We start from the raw sequence: 20270 nt of genomic DNA, 5'->3' as shown, positions 1-20270 counted from the left end.
TAGATGTGTGTTTGTGAAGTTGTCGAATATATATTATGACAATTACTTGTATTAAAAATATGGTAATAGACAAAAATACATAACCTAATACACCCTTAACATTTATTGCATATTATTTAACCTTTGTTGTAGTGGCAAGGGGTTTATAAATGATAGTTTTACCGTTGAGCATACTAGCAGCTTTCACCTAAAGTATGCCGAATGGGTTTGACCATACCAATTTTATAATGCCATTTACACAATTATTAAAAAGCATAATTAAGCATACATGCTGCCTGTTGATGTTGCTCATCAGTCAGCACGTGTATGCACAATATAAATATCCTTTTCAAAATCCTGAAGTTGCAGTTGAGGTGCGGATCACAAATTTGCTCTCCTTATTAAATACCGACGAAAAGATCAATTGCCTGGGTACCAACCCAACAGTTGAGCGCCTGGGTATTAAAGGTACCGGGCATGTAGAAGGGTTACATGGGCTTTCTATGGGGACAATTGGTAACTGGGGAGGGAATACGCCGATCCCAACTACCATTTTTCCGCAGAGTATAGGTATGGCCGAAACCTGGAGCCCGGATCTATTACAACAGGCCGCCGCTATTGAGGCTAATGAAACCCGCTATGTATTTCAATCTGCAAAATATCACAAAGGAGGGCTGGTAGTAAGGGCACCCAATGCAGATCTGGGTCGCGACCCAAGATGGGGGCGTACCGAGGAATGCTATGGCGAGGATGCCGTATTTAATGCTGCTATGGTGGTAAGTTATATTAAAGGCTTGCAGGGAAATAACCCGAAATACTGGGAAACTGCCGCCCTGATGAAGCATTTTTTAGCCAATAGCAACGAGGATAGTCGCGATAGCAGCAACTCAGTACTTGATGATCGTTTATTTAATGAGTATTACGGTTACACTTTTAGGCGTGGCATTTTACTGGGCGGTTCAAAGGCTTATATGGCTTCTTACAACAAAGTAAATGGCATACCCCAGGCGGTAAATCCTATGCTTAAAAAGATCACTGTTGACAGGTGGGGCGAGGACGGAATCATTTGTACCGATGGTGGTGCTTACACCATGTTATTAACTGCACATCATTATTATAAAACGCCCGCAGAAGCCGCTGCCGGATGTATTAAGGCGGGTATTAACCAGTTTTTGGATAAATATAAAGAAGGGGTGAAGGCTGCACTGGATCAAAAGCTGATTACCGAAGCCGAAATAGATCATAATCTAAGGGGGGTATTCAGAGTGATGATTAAGCTCGGTCAGTTAGATCCGCCGGAGATGGTACCTTACGCATCCATCAAAGATGGACCGGAGCCTTGGTTAAGCAGCGAACACCAAAAGTTTGCCCGGCTAATCACCCAGAAATCTATCGTACTACTAAAAAATCAAAATAACTTTTTGCCGCTCGATAAAAACAAAGCCGGTACGGTTGCCATTGTTGGCCCGCGCTCGGCAGAAGTATTGCAGGATTGGTATAGCGGCACACCGGCTTATAGCGTAAGCCCATTGGAGGGTATTAAAAGCAAGGTATCTGCCAATGTTAAAGTAATGCATACTACCAATGACGCTATAGCTGTTAGTATGGCAAAAGCGGCAGACGTGGTTATTGTATGTGTGGGCAATAATCCCTCCGGTAATTTGGGCTGGAAAAAAGTAGATGGATCAACTGAAGGCCGTGAAGCGGTTGACCGCAAAAGCATCTCGCTCGACTCATTGCAGGAAGATCTGATTAAACAACTCTACGCAGTTAACCCGCATATCGTTATGGTACTGGTAAGCAGTTTCCCTTACGCCATTAACTGGGAGCAGGAAAATTTGCCTGCCATATTACATATTACGCATTGCAGCCAGGAGCTGGGCAATGCCCTGGCCGATGTGCTGTATGGCGATGTTAGCCCGGCTGGCCGGCTGGTGCAAACCTGGCCAAAATCATTAGATCAATTGCCGCCAATGATGGATTACGACATTAGGCATGGCCGTACTTACATGTATTTAAAAAATGCGCCTTTATACCCGTTTGGCTATGGCCTGAGTTATACCACGTTTAAATACGGCAATTTACAAGCTGCTGCTAAGCTCAACGCCAATGATAGCCTGTCCGTAAGTATCGATGTAACTAATACCGGTACCCGCACAGGCGATGAAGTGGTACAATTATACGTTAAGCACCTTAAATCGAAAGTAGAAAGGCCGATAAAAGAGTTGAAGGCATTTAAGCGTATAAGCCTTGAAGCAGGTGAAAAGAAGACGGTACAATTAAAAATAGCCGCTGCAGATCTGGCTTATTGGGATACAAAGAAAAACAAATTTGTGATTGAGACCGAGCCTGTGGAACTAATGGTTGGCAGCTCGTCGGCAGATATTAAAGAAACTAAAATAATAGGGGTTAAAAATTAATAAATAGAAACTGAATGTTTAACAATTTTAAAATGAACACTAAAATTAGATGGGGCTTATTGTTTGCCCTGGTAATGCTGATGCAGGTAAGTATTGTTACTGCTGCAGTAAAATCATATACCAGGCAGGCCGATGGCGTAACCTTTACATTAGATAAAGGCTTAATGAAAATAAAGATTTGCCGCGATGATATCGTTGAGGTAAAATATACCGCTTTGGATGCATTCCCGGTGTTTAATTCACTGGTAGTAAACAACCCCTTTAATGGTAAAGTGAATTTCGCCGTTAGTGAGGCTGGTGGAAACATTGTTATTAAAACCGGTAAACTGGTAATTAACGTCGACCGCAAGTCGAACGCTATTACTTACCTAACCACAGCCGGAAAGGTAATTACATCAGAAAGTAAAACTGATAACAAAGAAATGCAGGCGCAAACAGTTGCAGGTATAGATACCTATAGTTGTACCACTACATTTAATTCGCCAGATGATGAAGGATTATTCGGCCTGGGTTGCCACCCTACAGATTCTTTGTCTATCAATTACAAAGGCCGTAACCAGGACATGGCCATTAAGTATATGACCGGTGCTATCCCTGTTTTACTCTCAACCAAAGGTTATGGTTTAATGTGGGATAATTATTCGGCCTCTAACTTTTATGGCGCAGAAGCCAATAACACGCAGTTTAAATACGTATCAGAAAGCGGTAAGCAGGTGGATTACTATTTTTTCTACGGCCCAACGTTCGATGCCATTATCGATGCTTACCGTACCACAACAGGCAAAGCACCGATGTTCCCCAAATGGTCTTTCGGGTTATTCCAGTCGCAAGACAGGTATCTGAGCCAGGCTGAGATCATCGGTGTGAAAAATAAGTACCGTAATGCCAATATCCCTGTCGATGTGATTGTACAGGATTGGTACTACTGGGATCCATTGCCAATCGGATCGCACATTATGAAACCGGAGCGTTACCCTAATCCTAAAGCTTTGGTTGATGAACTGCACCAGGCAAATATCCATGCCATGATCTCCATCTGGCCGGTGTTTGGTAAAGGGACACCTAACTATGATGCCCTTGATAAGATGGGTGGCTTAACCAGTATTACCTGGGATAACGTGGTAACACATACTTTTGATACCTATTACGATGCCCATAACCCTAAAGCCCGCGACCTTTACTGGGCACAAGCCCGCGATAGCTTGGTTAAACGCTACGGCTGGGATGCCTGGTGGGTTGACCAATGCGAACCGGATAACGGCACCTTACTTGATGAACGCCGTAAAGCAAATTTCTCTGTAGGCAAGGGTATCGACTATTTTAACACTTACTCTTTAGAACATTCTAAGGGATTATACAAAGGTTGGAGAAGAGATATCCCTAACAAACGTGCTTTCTTTTTAATCAGGCAATCATTTGCGGGCGAGCAGCGCAATGCTGCAACCTTATGGTCGTCAGATATCAGCACTTCGTTCGAGGCTCTTAAAAGTCAGGTGCCACAAGGTATTAATGCCTGCGTATCAGGTATACCATACTGGACATCTGACATTGGTGGTTATCATTACCACTGGACTGCTCCAGACTGGTCTAAACCAGAGTTTCGTGAGTTATTTACCCGTTGGTTCCAGTTTGGTACATTCAGCCCGATATTTCGTATCCACGGTAAAGGCGAAAGAGCAATCTTTTCCAACAACTGGGACGAGAAAACAAGAGATATCCTGGTTAAGTATGATAAACTGCGTTACCGCTTGTTACCATACATCTACTCATTGGCTGGTCGTGTAACACAAAATAACTATACCATTATGCGGTCGCTGGCTTTCGATTTCAGAAACGATGCCAAGGTTTACAGCATCCCGGATGAATATATGTTTGGTTCTGCTTTCCTGGTAAACCCGGTTACCGAACAATTGTACACAGGTGATAATGCTGCTGCCGGGAAACATAGCCGCGAAGTATACCTGCCTAAAGCTACCGCATGGTACGATTTCTGGACCGGTGAAAAATTTGAAGGTGGCCAGACTTTAAATGTAGATGTGCCGATTGAAACTATGCCTTTATATGTAAAAGCCGGATCAATTGTACCCATGGGCCCTGTAGTACAATATGCTACAGAAAAACCGGGCGATGTAATTGAACTGCGTGTATATCCTGGGGCAAACGGCCAATTTTTATATTATGAAGATGGAAACGATACTTACGACTATGAAAAAGGTAAATTTGCCACATTTAATATCGGCTGGAACGATCAGACCCGCCAGTTAAGCATCTCTGCTGTTAAAGGCAGTTTCCCGGGTATGTTAAAGCAACATACCTTTAATGTAGTTGTAGTTAATGGTGCTCATGGCTCAAACACAGGCCCTGCAGACCATTTCGATAAAACAGTTAAATACACAGGTAAAGCAATTGCCGTAAAATTGTAAATAATCTAAAACCTTATACACAATGCCTAATGGGTAAGTGTGATTGTAAAAGCAATCATACTTACCCATTTTTAGTATAGGTGATTTTTCTGTGATTCAAATAAGCTGTTAATCCAGTAAATCTAATTTGTTGAGCTTATCTTTGGATACATGTCTTTTGATAAACCTCAGAACCTTGAATGGATAAGTAACCTCCGCTTTTTATCGTTACTTGCCGTAATTGTGCTGCATACCAGTGCCGTGTTGCTGGCCCAGTATGGCAAGGTGCCGCTTAACGAGTGGCTTACTGCCGATGTATTTAATGCAATGGTTCGTTTTGCAGTACCCGTATTTGTAATGATAACAGGTGCACTTAACCTGCATCGTGATTATGAATTAAATGATTTTTTGAAAAGACGCCTTAGCCGGATAGTAACCCCATTTTTGTTCTGGAGCCTTGTGTATATCGGCTATTCGTGGTATAATGAAGAGATTAGCTTTGATAATGATACCTGGGCTAATGCAAAATTGATACTGCACCAACTTAAATATGGCAGTTCATACCATTTATGGTATGTGTATATGCTTATTGGCTTGTATTTAATTATGCCCATCATCAGCAAGTTTGTGCGTGCCGCAACAAAAAAAGAACTATTGTACTTTTTGCTGATCTGGCTGGCTGTAATGCTGCTCGAACAACCTTATTTGTCGCGATATAAGCCGCAGGTAGAACTCAGGTATTTTGAAGGTTATATCGGTTATTTGGTTTTGGGCCATTATCTCAGCACCACAGCATTTAAGCAAAGGTATTTAAGATCACTAATGTTGCTGCTGTTTTTAGGTATGGTAATGGTAATTACGGTGGGCACCTACCTGGTTACGAAGTATAATTATAGTGTTACCACAGTTTTTTACGAGCCATTAGGGCCGTTTGTGGTTTGCCTGTCGGGAAGTTTATTTGTGTTTTTTAAATACAGGACAGTCAATTTACCTGCATTTTTAATTAAGGTAAGAGACTTTACGGGCCAATATGCTTATGGTGTTTATCTTGGCCATGCATTGATCTTGTATTTGCTTGATCTGTGGTTTAACATCAGTTACAAGCTATATGCACCTATCATCAGCATACCACTTACAGCCGTGTTATGTATGGTTATTTCGGTTGTGATGATCTGGTTGTTAAATAAGCTACCCTACATCGGTAAGTATATTGCAGGGTAGCTAATTGAAATTAGTCCTTTAGTTCTATCCAAACGGGTGCATGATCGCTTGTTTTTTCCCATCCGCGTACATCCCGGTTTACACCTCCGGCAATAAGTCTGCCATCGAGTTGCGGGCTCAGCAAAAAATGGTCTATCCTTAAACCCGCATCGCGGCCATAGGCATTACGGAAGTAATCATAAAAAGTATAGATCTTTTGGTCGGGATATAGCTTGCGTATGGCATCCGTCCATCCCTGGGCAACCAATGTTTTAAAAGCGGCGCGGGTTTCCGGGCGAAATAAAGCATCTTCTACCCAGCGTTCTGGTTTATAGGCGTCTAGTTCGGTAGGTATCACATTATAATCACCGGCTAAAACCACAGGCATACCTGTAGCAAGCAGGCTGGCCGCGTGTATGGTCAGCCTTTCAAACCAACGCAGCTTATAGTCAAATTTTGGGCCGGGAGCGGGGTTGCCATTGGGCAGGTAAAGGCAGCCAATAACAACGCCGTTAACCAAAGCTTCAATATAACGGCTATGGTCATCATCGGGGTCGCCGGGCAAGCCTCTTTTAAGTTCTTTAATTTCCATATTGCGGGCCAGGATAGCTACGCCATTCCAGCTTTTTTGACCGTGCCATATCGCATTATAACCGGCATCCAATATAGCCTGTTCCGGAAATTTTTCCTGCGGCGCTTTCAGCTCCTGCAGGCAAACCACATTCGGTGTAGTTTCTTCGAGCCAGCGCAGTAGTACAGGTAAGCGTCCATTAACCCCGTTAACATTGTAGGTAGCTATTTTCATTGGTATAAATGGCAATTTAAATTTCATATAAAATAAAGCTTTCTATTTAATATCGCGAAACAAATGCTTCAATTCCGAATATCTTAAATTTTGATGTTGTACATCTGCTAGGCTGAATAATAGTCAGCAGGAATTTTATTCATTTTGGGAGAAGAAGAGTAAAACTGACCTAATGGCAGAGTGAAATATACGATATTTTATACTTAACTAAAGTTTAGTATAAAATATTATATATTTGATAATCAGATTTAAATGTAGTTTAATTAATTTAATACTTTAATTAAATTTTTTCAAGTAGCTTAATTAGTTGGATTATTATTTAATAGTCTTTTTTAGCACATCGAGCCAAAGTTTTTACCATATCTGCTATACTTATCAGAAAAAAAAATCTCTTAAAACCGGAGATCGTATTATCAATTCAAATTATTTATTAGGTTTGGGAATTAAACCCCGATTATAGCTATCGGCCTAAATTTCCTTTTTTACTTAAACATACATGCTGAACCATATTTCTACGGCCGATATTTTAGTCTTTTTTGGCTACTTTATATTGGTTTCGTGCTACGGGTATTTTATTTATAACCGAAAAAAGAACGAAACCAATTCCAGTTCTCAAAGCTTTTTCCTGGCAGAAGGTTCGTTAACATGGTGGGCAATTGGGGCTTCTATTATCGCTTCTAATATCTCGGCCGAGCAATTTATAGGCATGAGCGGCGACGGGTTTTTCGCAGGCATAGCTGTGGCTGTGTATGAGTGGGTAGGCGCAGCAGCTTTAATCATTATAGCTGTGTTTTTTATGCCGATTTATATCAAGAACAAAATATTTACCATGCCGCAGTTTTTGCAAAACCGATATAACGGTGGTGTGGCATTGGTAATGTCTGTATTTTGGTTATTCTTATACGTGTTTATTAACCTTACGGCTATTTTATACCTCGGTGCCCTTGCCATTAATGGGTTACTGGGCGGCGGTTATTTCCACGAAGTGATGATTGCCCTCGCCATATTTGGCGTAATTATAGCCTTAGGCGGCATGCAGGTAGTGGGTTATACCGATGTGATACAAGTTGGTGTACTCATTATTGGCGGGCTGGCTATTACCTATCTGTCGTTAACCATTGTAAGTGATAAATTTGGTTTAGGGCACAATGCCTTAGCAGGGTTTAATGTATTGCTAAGAGACTCGCCAGATCACTTTCATTTAATCTTTAAAAAACCGGTATCTGGTGCATCAGCGGCAACCATCAGCAAATATCTGATATTGCCAGGCTTTGCCATGTATGTGTCAGGCCAATGGATCAGCAACCTTAATTACTGGGGGTGCAACCAATACATTACCCAGCGTGCTTTGGGTGCCAATATTAACACAGCGCGCACGGGTATTTTATTCGCCAGCCTGCTTAAAATTTTAATGCCCGTAATTGTGATGCTGCCCGGTATAGTTGCCTATGTTTTATACAAGCATGGTAGTTTGCCGCAATTGAGCGGTGGAAGCAAGGATGGTGCTTATTCGGCCATGTTGTCGTTTTTACCGTCGGGGTTAAAGGGCTTATCGTTGGCTGTGTTAACGGCAGCCATTGTGGCTTCAGTGGCCGGTAAGGTTAACAGTATTGCTACCATATTTACACTTGATGTTTACAAGAAATACTTAAAAACATCTGCCACCGAACGCAGGATGGTTTGGACAGGCCGCATCACCATCATCGCCAGTTTAGTGATAGCCGTTGCTTTTACCTGGAACGATGTATTGGGCATTGGCGGGGCTGGAGGCTATACGTTTGTACAAAAGTATTCGAGCTTTGTAAGTCCGGGTGTAATCGCTACTTTCCTGTTGGGTATGTTCTGGAAACGGACAACCGCAGAAGCTGCCATTGTGGGCATATTAACCGGCTTTGCGGCATCTGTATTCTTTAATCAGTTTGCAGTAGGTGTATTTGGGCCCGATACCTGGTTGTATTCAGCTTTTCCGAATGCATCGGGTCAATATGAGATTCCGTTCTTTATCTCGCTAAGCTGGTCATTCCTCGTTACATTCCTGGTGATGGTGGGTATCAGTTTATTTGGACCGGAAATTAATGCGAAAGCAATCACGATTAATAAATCGATGTTCAAGCTCAACACGTCTTCCATCGTTATGATCGCAGTGATCCTGTTATTACTATCAGCTATTTACGTAAGATTTTGGTAAGCGAATGGCTATAAGCCATTCGCCTTAACGGTGATCTCGGCAATGTCGAGCACCTGGATTTCGTCTTCTTTTTCGTGGTGTTTAACACCATCGCGTAGCATGGTCATGCAGAAAGGGCAGGCCGAAGCTACAATGTTAGCCTGGATGGCTATGGCATCATCAATTCGTTCGTCGCTAATCTCTCTTTTGCCTTTCTCTGGTTCTTTAAACATTTGCGCACCACCGGCACCGCAACACAGGCCATTGCTTTTACAGCGTTTCATTTCTACCAGTTCGGCATCTAAAACTTCGAGGGCGGCACGGGGGGCTTCGTAAACGTTATTACCGCGGCCCAGGTAACAGGCATCATGATAGGTAATCTTTTTACCCTTGAAGCTTTCACCATCCTGTGTTTTAAGCTTTCCTTCGTCAATTAATTGTTGGATGAGTTGTGTGTGGTGAATCACATCGTAATTGCCACCCAGCTGCGGATATTCGTTTTTAAGGGTATTAAAGCAGTGCGGGCAACCTGTCACAATCTTTTTTACGGCATACCCGTTCAGCACATCAATATTAACCATTGCCTGCATCTGGAACAGAAATTCGTTACCTGCCCGTTTGGCAGGGTCGCCGGTACAGCTTTCTTCGGTACCTAAAACGGCATAGCTCATCCCCACATGCTGCAAAATTTTGCAAATGCTGCGGGTAATTTTCTGTGCCCGTTCATCAAAACTTCCGGCGCAGCCAACCCAGAATAAAATTTCCGGTGTTTTTCCTTCCGCAGCCATTTGCGCCATAGTAGGAACCACCAAAATTTCGGATTTTGAATCTTCAATTTCAGATTTAATAGTTTCGGTAGTAGGTATATCTTGGTTTAATTCTTCCATGATTATTCTTTTGTCTGAACCTGAATTTATAGAATTCAAGAATTAACAGAATTTATTCGTTGTTAGATTTCAATTAACTAATCGACAAATTACCTCATTAACAATTACTCGTGATCTGCCCAGTTAAAGCGGTCGGCACTCGAGTATTTCCAGGGCGCACCGTTATTTTCTACGTTGCCGAACATGTTGTTTAGGCTGGCCGGGGCTTGCGATTCTTCCATCACAATATAGCGGCGCATTTCGGTTATAATATTCAGTGGGTCAATGTTTACCGGGCAGGCATCTGTACAAGCGTTGCAGGTGGTGCAAGCCCAAAGTTCTTCGCGGGTAATGTAGTTATCTAATAGGGTTTTATCGTCGGTGTAGTCTTTGCCGTGCTTGTCTATGTTGTTACCAACTTCGGTAATCCGGTCGCGGGTATCCATCATGATTTTGCGGGGCGATAGCAGCTTACCTGTAATATTAGCAGGGCAAACGCTGGTACATCTGCCGCATTCGGTACAGGTGTACGAGTCCATCAGGTTTTTCCAGGTAAGGTCGGTTGCATCTTTGGCTCCAAATCGGCCGGGTTCAGTAGCTTCGGGGGGTGTAAATGATGGGTCGAGCATGGCTTTTACTTCATTGGTAACAGTAGGCATATTAGTAAACTGACCTTTAGGTGTCAGCTTAGAATAATACACATTCGGGAAAGCCAGAATAATATGAAAATGTTTGGAGTAGGGCAGATAGTTTAAAAAAGCCAGGATACCCACGATATGGAACCACCAGCAACCGCGTTCAATCATTTCTAATGCTTCGCCGGATGATGGCAGCAAAGGAGCGATTAATGAACTTATCGGAAAACTGCCAGCTTTGATATAATGGCTAAAATGCATAGCCTGTAATTTATAGTCGCAGGCGTTCATGGTTAAAAAGGCTGTCATCAATAAAATTTCGATGAATAGAATGTAATTGGCATCAGATTTTGGCCATTCTTTCATTTCTACGCCGCTAAAGCGTTTCAACTTCAAAATATTTCTGCGCGCTAAAAACGTTACGCATGATACCAAAACCAATAAAGCCAGTACTTCAAAACTGCCAATTAACAAGCCGTATAAACTACCTAGTGGTTTAGAGAAGATGCGGTGCGAGCCAAACAACCCATCGATCATAATTTCCAGTACTTCGAGGTTGATGATTACAAAACCCACATAGATAAAGATGTGCATTACCGCAGCAACCGGGCGTTTCACCATTTTGCTTTGGCCGAGGGCAACCTTAGTCATAATCTTCCAGCGCTCGGCTGGATTATCGCTTCGGTCGAGGTCTTTGCCCAATAATATATTACGACGGATCTTGCCAGCGTTTTTGCTGAACAGGAACACGGCAGTTGCCAGTATTAAGAGGAAAATAATTTGTGCAATCATAGGTATCAATATTTGTCAAACAGTTGTTAAATCAACTGCCTTTGGCCGATCTGGTCATTTGCTCAATGCCATCCCACATTTCATCGGTCACTATTTCGAGGCCGTTAAACTGGCCTGCACCCTGCAGCCATTCACCGCCATCAATAGTGATCACGTCGCCGTTAATATAGCCCGAATAATCGGAAATAAGATAAGCGGCAAGGTTGGCAATTTCCTGGTGTTTACCCACACGCTTAAGCGGCACCCGGTTTTTAAAATCAAATTTAGCAGCCATTTCTCCGGGGAGTAAACGTTCCCAAGCGCCTTTTGTTGGGAATGGGCCTGGGGCAATGGCGTTTGTGCGAATCTGATGGTGGCCCCACTCTGCTGCCAGTGAGCGTGTCATGGCTAACACACCACCTTTGGCACAAGCCGAAGGCACCACGTAACCAGAACCGGTAGAGGCATAAGTGGTAATGATGTTGAGGATGTTGCCAGGTGTTTTTTCTTTAATCCAGTGCTTACCCAGGGCTAATGAGCAGTTAACCGATCCCTTCAGCACAATATCAATAATGGTAGAAAAGGCATTGGCAGATAAGCGTTCGGTGGGCGATATGAAATTACCCGCGGCATTATTAACTAGTGCGTGTAGAGTGCCGAAAGTATCGAGCGCTTGCTGCAACACGTTTTCAACCTCGTTATAATTACGTACATCGCAGGCTACGGCTAATACTTTGCCGCCGGTTTCTGCTTCCATTTCGGTGGCCGTTTTTTGCAGAACATCCAGTTTTCGGCTGGTGATTACCAAGTTTGCGCCAAGCTTTAAAAAATAAGTACCCATGGCTTTACCCAAGCCGGTACCGCCACCAGTTACGATGATGGTTTTACCCTTGAAGGCATTGTCGCGCAGCATGCCGTTGTCGCCACTGTCCGGTAAAGCATCATTGATATTTGTTTGTTGCATGATTTACTTTTTAACCGGGTTTGTTAATTTGTCTATTACTTTTTGCAGAATAAACCGTGTTTCGGGCGACCACCATTGCTGTAGCATGGTATCTAACAGCGTGCTGCTATCTGCCTGTACATGGCTTAACAATTCTTTGCGCAGGTTAAGTTTGCTCTGGCTCCAGGTGGCAGCATTCATTTTCATGTAGCTGCGTACCTTTTGTTCGGCAAGGTTTAATACTTCTGCAGGTGTGGCTACGGCATCAACCAAGCCATTGGTAAGGGCCTCGTTAACGTTCAGTAATTTGCCTTCCAATAAATACTGGTAAGCCTTGCGCTGGCCTAACCAGAAGGAGTAGAGCTGAAATACAGAGTCGGGTACGATAATGCCAACCGGGATTTCATTCAGGCCGATAATAAACGGTCCCTCTGCCATAATCCTGTAATCGGCACCCATGGCAATAATGCATCCACCTGCCGGGCTATGGCCAGTTATAGCAGCAACATACGGCTTTTTAAAAGCCACCAGGGTTGCCTGCATTAACAGGAAGCTAGTCCAGAAATCTTTAATCTGCTGCTCGTTGTAACCATAAACCTCAATAAGGTCGATGCCTGCAGAAAAGAAACCTTCCTTACCGGTAATAATTAATCCGCCAATTTCATTATTGGCTTCCATGTCTTTTACCGTAGAAATAAGCTCGGTAAGCATCTCTAAATTAACAGGGTTTGCCCGGCCGCGATCGAGGGTGATCACAGCCAGTTTATCCTTTATATCGATCTTTAATGTTTTCATTAATAAATGGGTAGGAGAAGGATTGAATATTATTAATGCGCCAATGTTGGACTGCCTACGTCACTATACATTTTCTCGATCTCGGTTTTGTACTTTTCTAAAATAATGCGGCGTTTCATCTTGCCGGTTGGCGTTAGTTCGCCGCCATCGATGGTCCATTCGTCTGGTAACAAGGTGAACTTTTTAATCTGTTCCACATGGTTAAACTCGGAATTAAATGAATCGATAATGGTTTGAAACTGTGCAATAACGGTTGGCTCCTTTATCACATCGCTATGTAGTGCAAAGCTGATTTTATTTTGATCGCACCATAATTTAAGATTGGGGTATGATGGAACAATTAAGGCAGACGTAAACTTACGCTCGGCACCAATTACCATCATTTGCTCAATCAGCGGGCTTTCCTTCATCCGGTTTTCTATAGGTACGGGTGCTACATATTTGCCGCCTGATGTTTTAAAGATCTCTTTCTTGCGGTCGGTTATCCGTAGAAAACCATCTTTGTCCAGTTCGCCAATATCACCGGTAGAAAACCAGCCATCCTGTAAAACTTCTGCGGTCAGCTCCGGGTTTTTATAATAACCAACCATTACGTTTGGCCCTTTTGTTAGGATCTCGCCGTCTTCAGCAATTTTAACCTGTGCATCTTTCAATAACTGACCTACAGAACCAAATTTTCGTTTGGTAGGGTCGTACTGGTTAACCGAAATTACCGGTGAGGTTTCAGTTAAACCATAACCTTCCAATACAACCATTTTAGCGGCAGTAAAAATCCTTTCCAGCCTTACCGGGCAGGCAGAGCTACCCACAATGATGGCCTTCACATTGCCGCCGATAGCAGCGCGCCATTTGCTGTAAACCAGTCTATCGGCAATAGCCAGCTTTATATTGTATAGGGCACTGGTACCGGTATGCTCAAATTTTTCGGCAACTTCAATAGACCATAAAAAGATGGATCTTTTAATACCCGTGAGTTTGTTGCCTTCGATCATGATCTTCTCGAAAACTTTTTCCAGTAGCCTTGGCACCGCTGTAAAAATGTAAGGTTTAACCTCTTTCATGTTCGGGCCAATGGTGTCCATGCTTTCGGCGTAGTAGATGGAAAAACCGTTAAACAAATAGATGTAAGTACACATCTTCTCAAAAATGTGGTTGAGCGGTAAAAAACTCAGGGCACGTTTTTCTTCCAACGGGATTTGGTTAAGTACCTGGCTGGAGCCATAAACATTACTCACAATATTTTTATGCGTAAGCATTACACCCTTGGGTCTGCCGGTAGTGCCCGATGTGAAAATGATGGTATTAACATCATTTTCGTTAATTAAATCACTAACTGACTTTATTTTAGCACGATTTGCCTCATTAATTGGTTTAAGCAAAGTTTCCCATGATGTGCAGCCGTTTAGTTGATCGAAAGAAAAAATAGATTGCAGCGAAGGTACATGATCACGCACAGCATTGATCTTGCCACACAAATCGGCATCGCTTACAAACATGCATTTTACATCTGCCTCAATCAGTATCTGTTCAATTTCTTTTAAGCTGGTATTAGGGTACAACGGCACCAAAATAGCACCGGTTAACTGTACCGCCAGGTCAACGATGATCCATTCGGGGCGGCCATTACTAATCAATCCTACTTTATCTCGGCCCTCGGTAGTGCCATCACCAGCCGAGATGCCCATTGCTAAAAGCGCAGCAGCTAATTGGTATACTTTCTCATGCACTTCGGCGGTGCTGTATGATTTCCATACACCATTTACCTTGGCATTCAGCAGATCTGCCCTTGGGTTTTGAGCTTGTATGCCGATACAATCAAATAATTTTGCTGCATTCTCCATTATCGTATAGTTTATAATTGGTTCTGAAGAAGGACTGTTAGAAACAGTATTTATTTTCTTCTATCAGCTTGGCTGCAACTCTTCTCCTTGCAGCTGTGGTATTCATATCTTCAGTTTTTGTAAAGCGTTTCAGGCCAACCATAATCATCCTGCGTTCATCCCCATCAGAGAATGCATTCAGGGCTTCCTTCCCCGATTTAAAGATCTTATCACCCGCATCACGAATGTAAACCTGCATCATATCGATTTGGTCTTGTACAGCGGCTTCTCCACGCTGACCGGCCAGTTTTTCAACACGTAACTGTAGTGACTCGCTCACATAGGTTTCAATCACCATATCAGCCAGGTACATTAACACTTCCTGCTCTTTACCCAGGGTAGCCATTAATTTTTGTACGGCTGCACCTGCAACTAAAAGAACTGCTTTTTTAAAGTTAGCAACATATTTCTTCTCTTTGGTGAAAAGATCTTCTTCTTCAGTATTAAAATCGGGGATAGCCATCAGTTCTTTGGCTACAGCTTCAGCGGGACCCATTAAATCAAGCTCGCCTTTCATAGCGCGTTTCAAGATCATATCAACAGTCAGCATCCGGTTAATCTCATTAGTGCCTTCGAAAATACGGTTAATGCGGCTGTCGCGGTAGGCACGGTCCATAGGTGCCTCGGCACTGTAGCCCATACCTCCGTAGATCTGTACACCCTCGTCTACCACATAATCTAATGCTTCTGATGCATGTACTTTGATGATGGCAGCCTCGATAGCGAATAACTCGGTACCTTTCAATTTAGCTTTAGAGGCTTCCATGCCGTTCTCGATGAGGTTATGGGTGGCATCTTCAATGTTTTGGCTGGCGCGATACATGGCAGCTTCTGTAGCATAAGTACGGATCACCTGCTCGCCCAATTTATAACGGATAGCACCATATTTAGAGATAGGGCGACCAAATTGCTCACGTTCATTGGCATAACGAACCGCATTGGTAATCACTGATTTGGAAGCTCCCAAAGCAGCGCCGCCTAATTTGATGCGTCCCAGGTTAAGGATATTTACGGCGATTTTAAAACCGTTACCTCTTTCTGACAATAGGTTTTCTACCGGAACTTTACAGTCGTTAAAGAACACCTGGCGGGTCGAGCTGCCTTTGATTCCCATTTTATGTTCTTCTGGGTTTAATGACAGGCCTTCGAAATCTCTTTCAACTATGAATGCGCTTAGGTTTTCATCATTATCTATCTTGGCGAAAACGGTATACACATCTGCAAAGCCAGCATTGGTGATCCACATTTTTTGCCCGTTAATGAGGTAATGTTTACCATCTGCAGATAGTGTTGCACGGGTTTTGCCCGAGTTGGCATCAGAGCCTGCACCAGGCTCGGTTAAGCAATACGCACCTTTCCACTCGCCCGAACCTAGTTTAGGGATGTATTTATTCTTTTGTTCTTCATTACCGTAATATAGAATCGGCAGTGTACCGATACCGGTATGGGCCATTACCGCTACAGAAAACGATGCACCGGGGCCGGTTTTCTCGCTAATCAGCATGGCGGTAGGGAAGTCCTTACCAAAACCACCGTATTCTTCCGGTAATGATACGCTTAAGATACCCAATTCACCAGCTTGTTCAATCAGGCTCACCATCAGGCCTTCTTCCTGGTCATCAATGCGGCCAATATTTGGTACAACTTTTTGCTCCACAAAATCCTGACAGGTTTGTGCGATCATCATTTGTTCTTCGTCCCAATTTTCGGGGATAAACACATCTTCAGCATTTGTTTCCTTGATCAAAAACTCACCGCCCTTTAAATGCTTGTTTTCTGCTATTGTGCTCATAATGGTATGTCTTAAATATTTTGATGTTTAATTTAATAGTTCAAAAATTCCTGCGGCACCCTGGCCGGTACCTACGCACATGGTAACCATGCCGTATTTTTTATCGCGTTGTTTCAACTCGTCGAAAAGTTGGACTGATAGCTTTGCACCACTGCAACCCAGCGGATGGCCTAAAGCAATGGCGCCACCATTCACATTTACAATGTCCTGGTTTAAGTTTAAGCCCTTAATTACAGCTAGTGACTGTGAAGCAAAAGCCTCATTCAGTTCGAAAAGATCGATATCATCCTGTTTTAATCCGGATTTTTTTAACACTTCAGGTATGGCATATAGCGGACCAATACCCATAATCCTTGGTGGTACACCAACTACGGCGTAGTTAACCAAGCGGGCAATAGGGGTAAGGTTGTTCTGTTTCATAAAACGCTCGCTTACTACCATGACAAAGGCGGCGCCATCGCTGGTTTGCGATGAGTTACCTGCGGTAACCATGCCTTTGGCATCAAATACAGGTTTTAGTTTAGCTAAGGCTTCGATAGACGTATCTGCACGCGGGCCTTCATCAGTATCTATAGTAAAATCTCTTGTTTTACGTTTGCCTTTCTCGTCTACATAAGTCTCCGATACAGTTACCGGCACGATCTGATTTTTAAACCTGCCGCCCGAAATAGCACTGATTGCCTTTTGATGCGATTGATAAGCAAACTGATCCTGCTCTTCGCGGCCAATATTGTATTCTTTGGCAACGGCTTCTGCAGTTAGGCCCATGCCCCAGTAATAATCGGGGTGGGCTATGGCTACATCTGCATTGGGTACAATGCGCCAGCCGCCCATAGGTAACAGGCTCATGCTTTCTACGCCACCGGCTATGATACAATCGGCAATGCCGCTATGTATTTTAGCTGATGCGATAGCGATAGTTTCTAAACCGGATGCGCAATAACGGTTAACTGTCATGCCGGGTACTTTGTCGGTATCTAAGGCCATAAGCGAGATTAAACGGGCTACGTTTAAACCTTGCTCGGCTTCTGGAGTGGCATTGCCAACAATCACATCTTCGATCTGCTCTTTATCTACATTGGGTACGCTTGCCACCAAATGTTTAATTACATCTGCAGCCAGGGTATCCGGGCGTGTAAAACGGAAACCACCACGGGTTGCTTTGCCTACTGCGCTGCGGCTGGCTGCTACTATATATGCGTTCATTTTGTTGTGCTCGTTAATTAGTTTCTTAATACTTTACCGCCTGTTAAGATAGACTGGATGCGTTCCAGCGTTTTGCGTTCGGCACATAGTTGTATAAATGCCTCGCGTTCCAGGTTCAGCAGGTAGTCTTCACTTACCAGGGTAGGCTGTGATAGATCGGCCCCGGCCATTACATAGGCTAGTTTTTGGGAGATCTTTACATCATGTTCGCTGATATAATTACCGCTGAACATGGTGTTAGCACCCACATAACCCAAGCCCAAAGCTGATTTCCCCAACACCCTGATATCCTTACGAGGAACCGGTTGAGTGTAACCTTCTTCTGCCATGGCCAGGCATTGTTTTTTAGCTTCGGACAGTACCCTGTTGCGGGATACCACCACCAGGTCGCGGCCTTTTTTTAGATAACCTAATTCAAAGGCTTCGGCTGCCGAGGTAGATACCTTAGCCTGACCAATGGTTAGGAACCGGTCGCGGAAGTTATTCATCTCGATATCACCTTCCTGCAATTCGTCGCTTAGGCGTAGGGCAAACTCTTTAGTGCCGCCACCGCCGGGAATTAAGCCTACACCAAATTCTACCAAACCCATATACAACTCGGCATGTGCAACTACTTTGTCGGCGTGTAAACACAACTCGCAACCACCGCCCAAAGCCATTTGATGTGGGGCAGCTATCACCGGGATGGATGAATAGCGGATCCGCATCATCGTATTTTGGAATGCTTTGATCACCATGTTCAACTCATCGAACTCCTGCTCAACCGCCATCATAAAGATCATGCCCACGTTGGCACCTGCGCTAAAATTGGCTCCTTCGTTAGAGATGACCAATCCTTTATAGCCTTGTTCGGCAAGGGTAATTGCTTTGTTGATGCCTTCAATTACCTCGCCGCCAATGGTATTCATTTTAGTATGGAACTCCAGGTTGATAATGCCATCACCCAGATCGGTGATGGTAGTGCCGCTGTTTTTCCAGATAGTGTTGGTAGCGCGGATGTTATCCAGCAGAATAAACTCTTCGGTACCCGGGATGATCTTGTAAGTTTTGGATGGTATATTATAGTACAACTTTTTACCATCTTCTATTTTATAGAAACTGGTTGCACCGCTTGCCACCATATCATAAACCCATTGTGCCGGTTTAAGATTGTCAGCTTCCATTGCTTGGATGGTGGCCTCAACGCCCAATGCATCCCATTTCTCAAACGGACCGGTTTCCCAGCCGAAGCCGGCATTCATGGCCGCGTCTATTTTATACAGGTCTTCGGTAATTTCGGGGATGCGGTTACTTGCGTAAGCAAACAACTGGTAAAATATCGCACGGTAAAAATCACCCGCTTTATCTTTGGCTGCAAACAACACTTTAATGCGGTCGCTTAGCTTATCAATAGTTTTAGTGGTTTCGAGCGATGGAAATTTTACCTTTTTAGAGGGTTGGTATTCCAGCGTTTTCAGATCAAGTGTGCTGAAAACGTTTGCGCCGTTCACTTTATCTTTTTTATAGAAACCTTGGCCGCTTTTGCTGCCCAACCAGTTGTTAGCAACCATTTTGGTCACAAACTCTGGGATTTGGAACAAGTCTTTAGCCTCATCGTTGGGTACTCCCTGGCTTAAGCCATTAGCAACGTGTACCATCGTATCCAAGCCAACCACATCACTAGTGCGAAAGGTTGCCGATTTTGGGTGGCCGATTACCGGCCCGGTTAGCTTGTCAACTTCTTCAATGGTGATTCCGGTTTTTTCAGCATAATGCAAAATGCTCATGATACTGAACACACCGATACGGTTACCAATAAATGCAGGCGTATCTTTTGCCAGTACCGTAGTCTTGCCCAAATACTTTTCGCCGAAGTGCATCAGGAAGTCAACCACTTCCGGTAAAGTTTCATTCGTCGGGATAACCTCCAGTAGTTTTAAATAACGTGGCGGGTTAAAGAAGTGGCTTCCGCAGAAATGTTTCCTAAAATCTTCGCTGCGTCCCTCGGCCATTAAATGGATTGGGATGCCTGATGTGTTGGAGGTAATGAGCGTGCCGGCTTTGCGGAATTTCTCTACCTGCTCAAATACAATTTGTTTAATATCTAATCGCTCAACAACAACTTCAATCACCCAATCGCAATCTGCAATCTTGGACATGTCATCTTCGAAGTTTCCGGTAGTAATATTTTTGGCTAATGATTTGGAGTAGATGGGAGAAGGGTTTGATTTTAACGCCGCTGTTAAAGCATCGTTAACCAGTTTATTTCTTGATTTGGCGTCGGCATCTTTAGGTACAATATCAAGCAGTAATACCTGCATACCTATATTGGCAAAATGGCAAGCTATGCGGCTGCCCATTACGCCAGAGCCAAGTACTGCAACTTTCTTTATAATTCGTTTAAAACTCATGTTAACTTTAATGTTAGTT

The 20270-nt window shown here is 43.5% G+C and carries 13 protein-coding genes; 4 read left to right on the top strand and 9 right to left on the bottom strand.

Going from position 1 to position 20270, the window contains the following annotated elements; all coding sequences use genetic code 11:
• Positions 1-227: 227 nt before the first annotated feature.
• The 3 genes from RG47T_RS11110 to RG47T_RS11100 all read left to right on the top strand — a co-directional run bounded on the left by RG47T_RS11110 (position 228) and on the right by RG47T_RS11100 (position 6022).
• A complete protein-coding gene (locus tag RG47T_RS11110; protein WP_074493344.1) occupies positions 228-2399 on the top strand; it encodes a glycoside hydrolase family 3 C-terminal domain-containing protein in 2172 nt (723 codons plus the stop codon).
• A 32-nt stretch (positions 2400-2431) separates the two neighbouring features.
• On the top strand, positions 2432-4822 hold the full coding sequence (locus RG47T_RS11105; RefSeq protein ID WP_171972516.1) for a glycoside hydrolase family 31 protein: 2391 nt from the start codon (positions 2432-2434) through the stop codon (positions 4820-4822).
• Positions 4823-4972: 150 nt separating this feature from the next.
• Positions 4973-6022: an acyltransferase gene (locus tag RG47T_RS11100; RefSeq protein WP_074489531.1), complete on the top strand. Its 1050-nt coding sequence runs from the start codon at positions 4973-4975 to the stop codon at positions 6020-6022.
• Positions 6023-6032: 10 nt separating this feature from the next.
• On the opposite strand, the gene xth is transcribed toward RG47T_RS11100, so the two are convergent.
• Positions 6033-6806: an exodeoxyribonuclease III gene (gene xth, locus RG47T_RS11095; protein ID WP_074493342.1), complete on the bottom strand. Its 774-nt coding sequence runs from the start codon at positions 6804-6806 to the stop codon at positions 6033-6035.
• Between the two features lie 496 nt (positions 6807-7302).
• On the opposite strand from xth, the gene RG47T_RS11090 reads away from it, so the two are divergent.
• A complete protein-coding gene (locus tag RG47T_RS11090; protein WP_074489530.1) occupies positions 7303-8994 on the top strand; it encodes a sodium:solute symporter family transporter in 1692 nt (563 codons plus the stop codon).
• An 8-nt stretch (positions 8995-9002) separates the two neighbouring features.
• Here RG47T_RS11090 and RG47T_RS11085 read toward each other — a convergent pair whose 3' ends face one another.
• The 8 genes from RG47T_RS11085 to RG47T_RS11050 all read right to left on the bottom strand — a co-directional run bounded on the left by RG47T_RS11085 (position 9003) and on the right by RG47T_RS11050 (position 20251).
• Positions 9003-9770 carry a (Fe-S)-binding protein gene (locus RG47T_RS11085; protein WP_074493340.1) on the bottom strand — a complete coding sequence of 256 codons (768 nt, stop codon included), beginning with the start codon at positions 9768-9770 and terminating at the stop codon, positions 9003-9005.
• A 194-nt stretch (positions 9771-9964) separates the two neighbouring features.
• On the bottom strand, positions 9965-11266 hold the full coding sequence (locus tag RG47T_RS11080; protein ID WP_074489529.1) for a 4Fe-4S dicluster domain-containing protein: 1302 nt from the start codon (positions 11264-11266) through the stop codon (positions 9965-9967).
• 31 nt (positions 11267-11297) lie between these two features.
• Positions 11298-12209 (bottom strand): SDR family oxidoreductase, encoded by a 912-nt coding sequence (locus tag RG47T_RS11075; RefSeq protein ID WP_074489528.1) that lies wholly within the window; start codon positions 12207-12209, stop codon positions 11298-11300.
• A gap of 3 nt (positions 12210-12212) precedes the next feature.
• Positions 12213-12983 carry an enoyl-CoA hydratase/isomerase family protein gene (locus RG47T_RS11070; RefSeq protein ID WP_074489527.1) on the bottom strand — a complete coding sequence of 257 codons (771 nt, stop codon included), beginning with the start codon at positions 12981-12983 and terminating at the stop codon, positions 12213-12215.
• A 32-nt stretch (positions 12984-13015) separates the two neighbouring features.
• Complete coding sequence (locus tag RG47T_RS11065; protein WP_074489526.1) at positions 13016-14824, bottom strand: AMP-dependent synthetase/ligase; 1809 nt, start codon at positions 14822-14824, stop codon at positions 13016-13018.
• A gap of 37 nt (positions 14825-14861) precedes the next feature.
• Entirely contained in the window at positions 14862-16655 is a 1794-nt protein-coding gene (locus RG47T_RS11060; RefSeq protein WP_074489525.1) for an acyl-CoA dehydrogenase FadE, read from the bottom strand.
• A gap of 27 nt (positions 16656-16682) precedes the next feature.
• Complete coding sequence (locus RG47T_RS11055) at positions 16683-17861, bottom strand: acetyl-CoA C-acyltransferase (protein WP_074489524.1); 1179 nt, start codon at positions 17859-17861, stop codon at positions 16683-16685.
• A gap of 17 nt (positions 17862-17878) precedes the next feature.
• Positions 17879-20251 (bottom strand): 3-hydroxyacyl-CoA dehydrogenase/enoyl-CoA hydratase family protein, encoded by a 2373-nt coding sequence (locus tag RG47T_RS11050; protein WP_074489523.1) that lies wholly within the window; start codon positions 20249-20251, stop codon positions 17879-17881.
• Positions 20252-20270 lie beyond the last annotated feature (19 nt).

Origin of the sequence: Mucilaginibacter polytrichastri (assembly GCF_001911425.1) — a bacterium.
Classification (GTDB): Bacteria; Bacteroidota; Bacteroidia; order Sphingobacteriales; family Sphingobacteriaceae; genus Mucilaginibacter; species Mucilaginibacter polytrichastri.
Note: the sequence above shows the minus strand (reverse complement) of the source record. Positions and strands in the feature narration are given on the sequence as shown.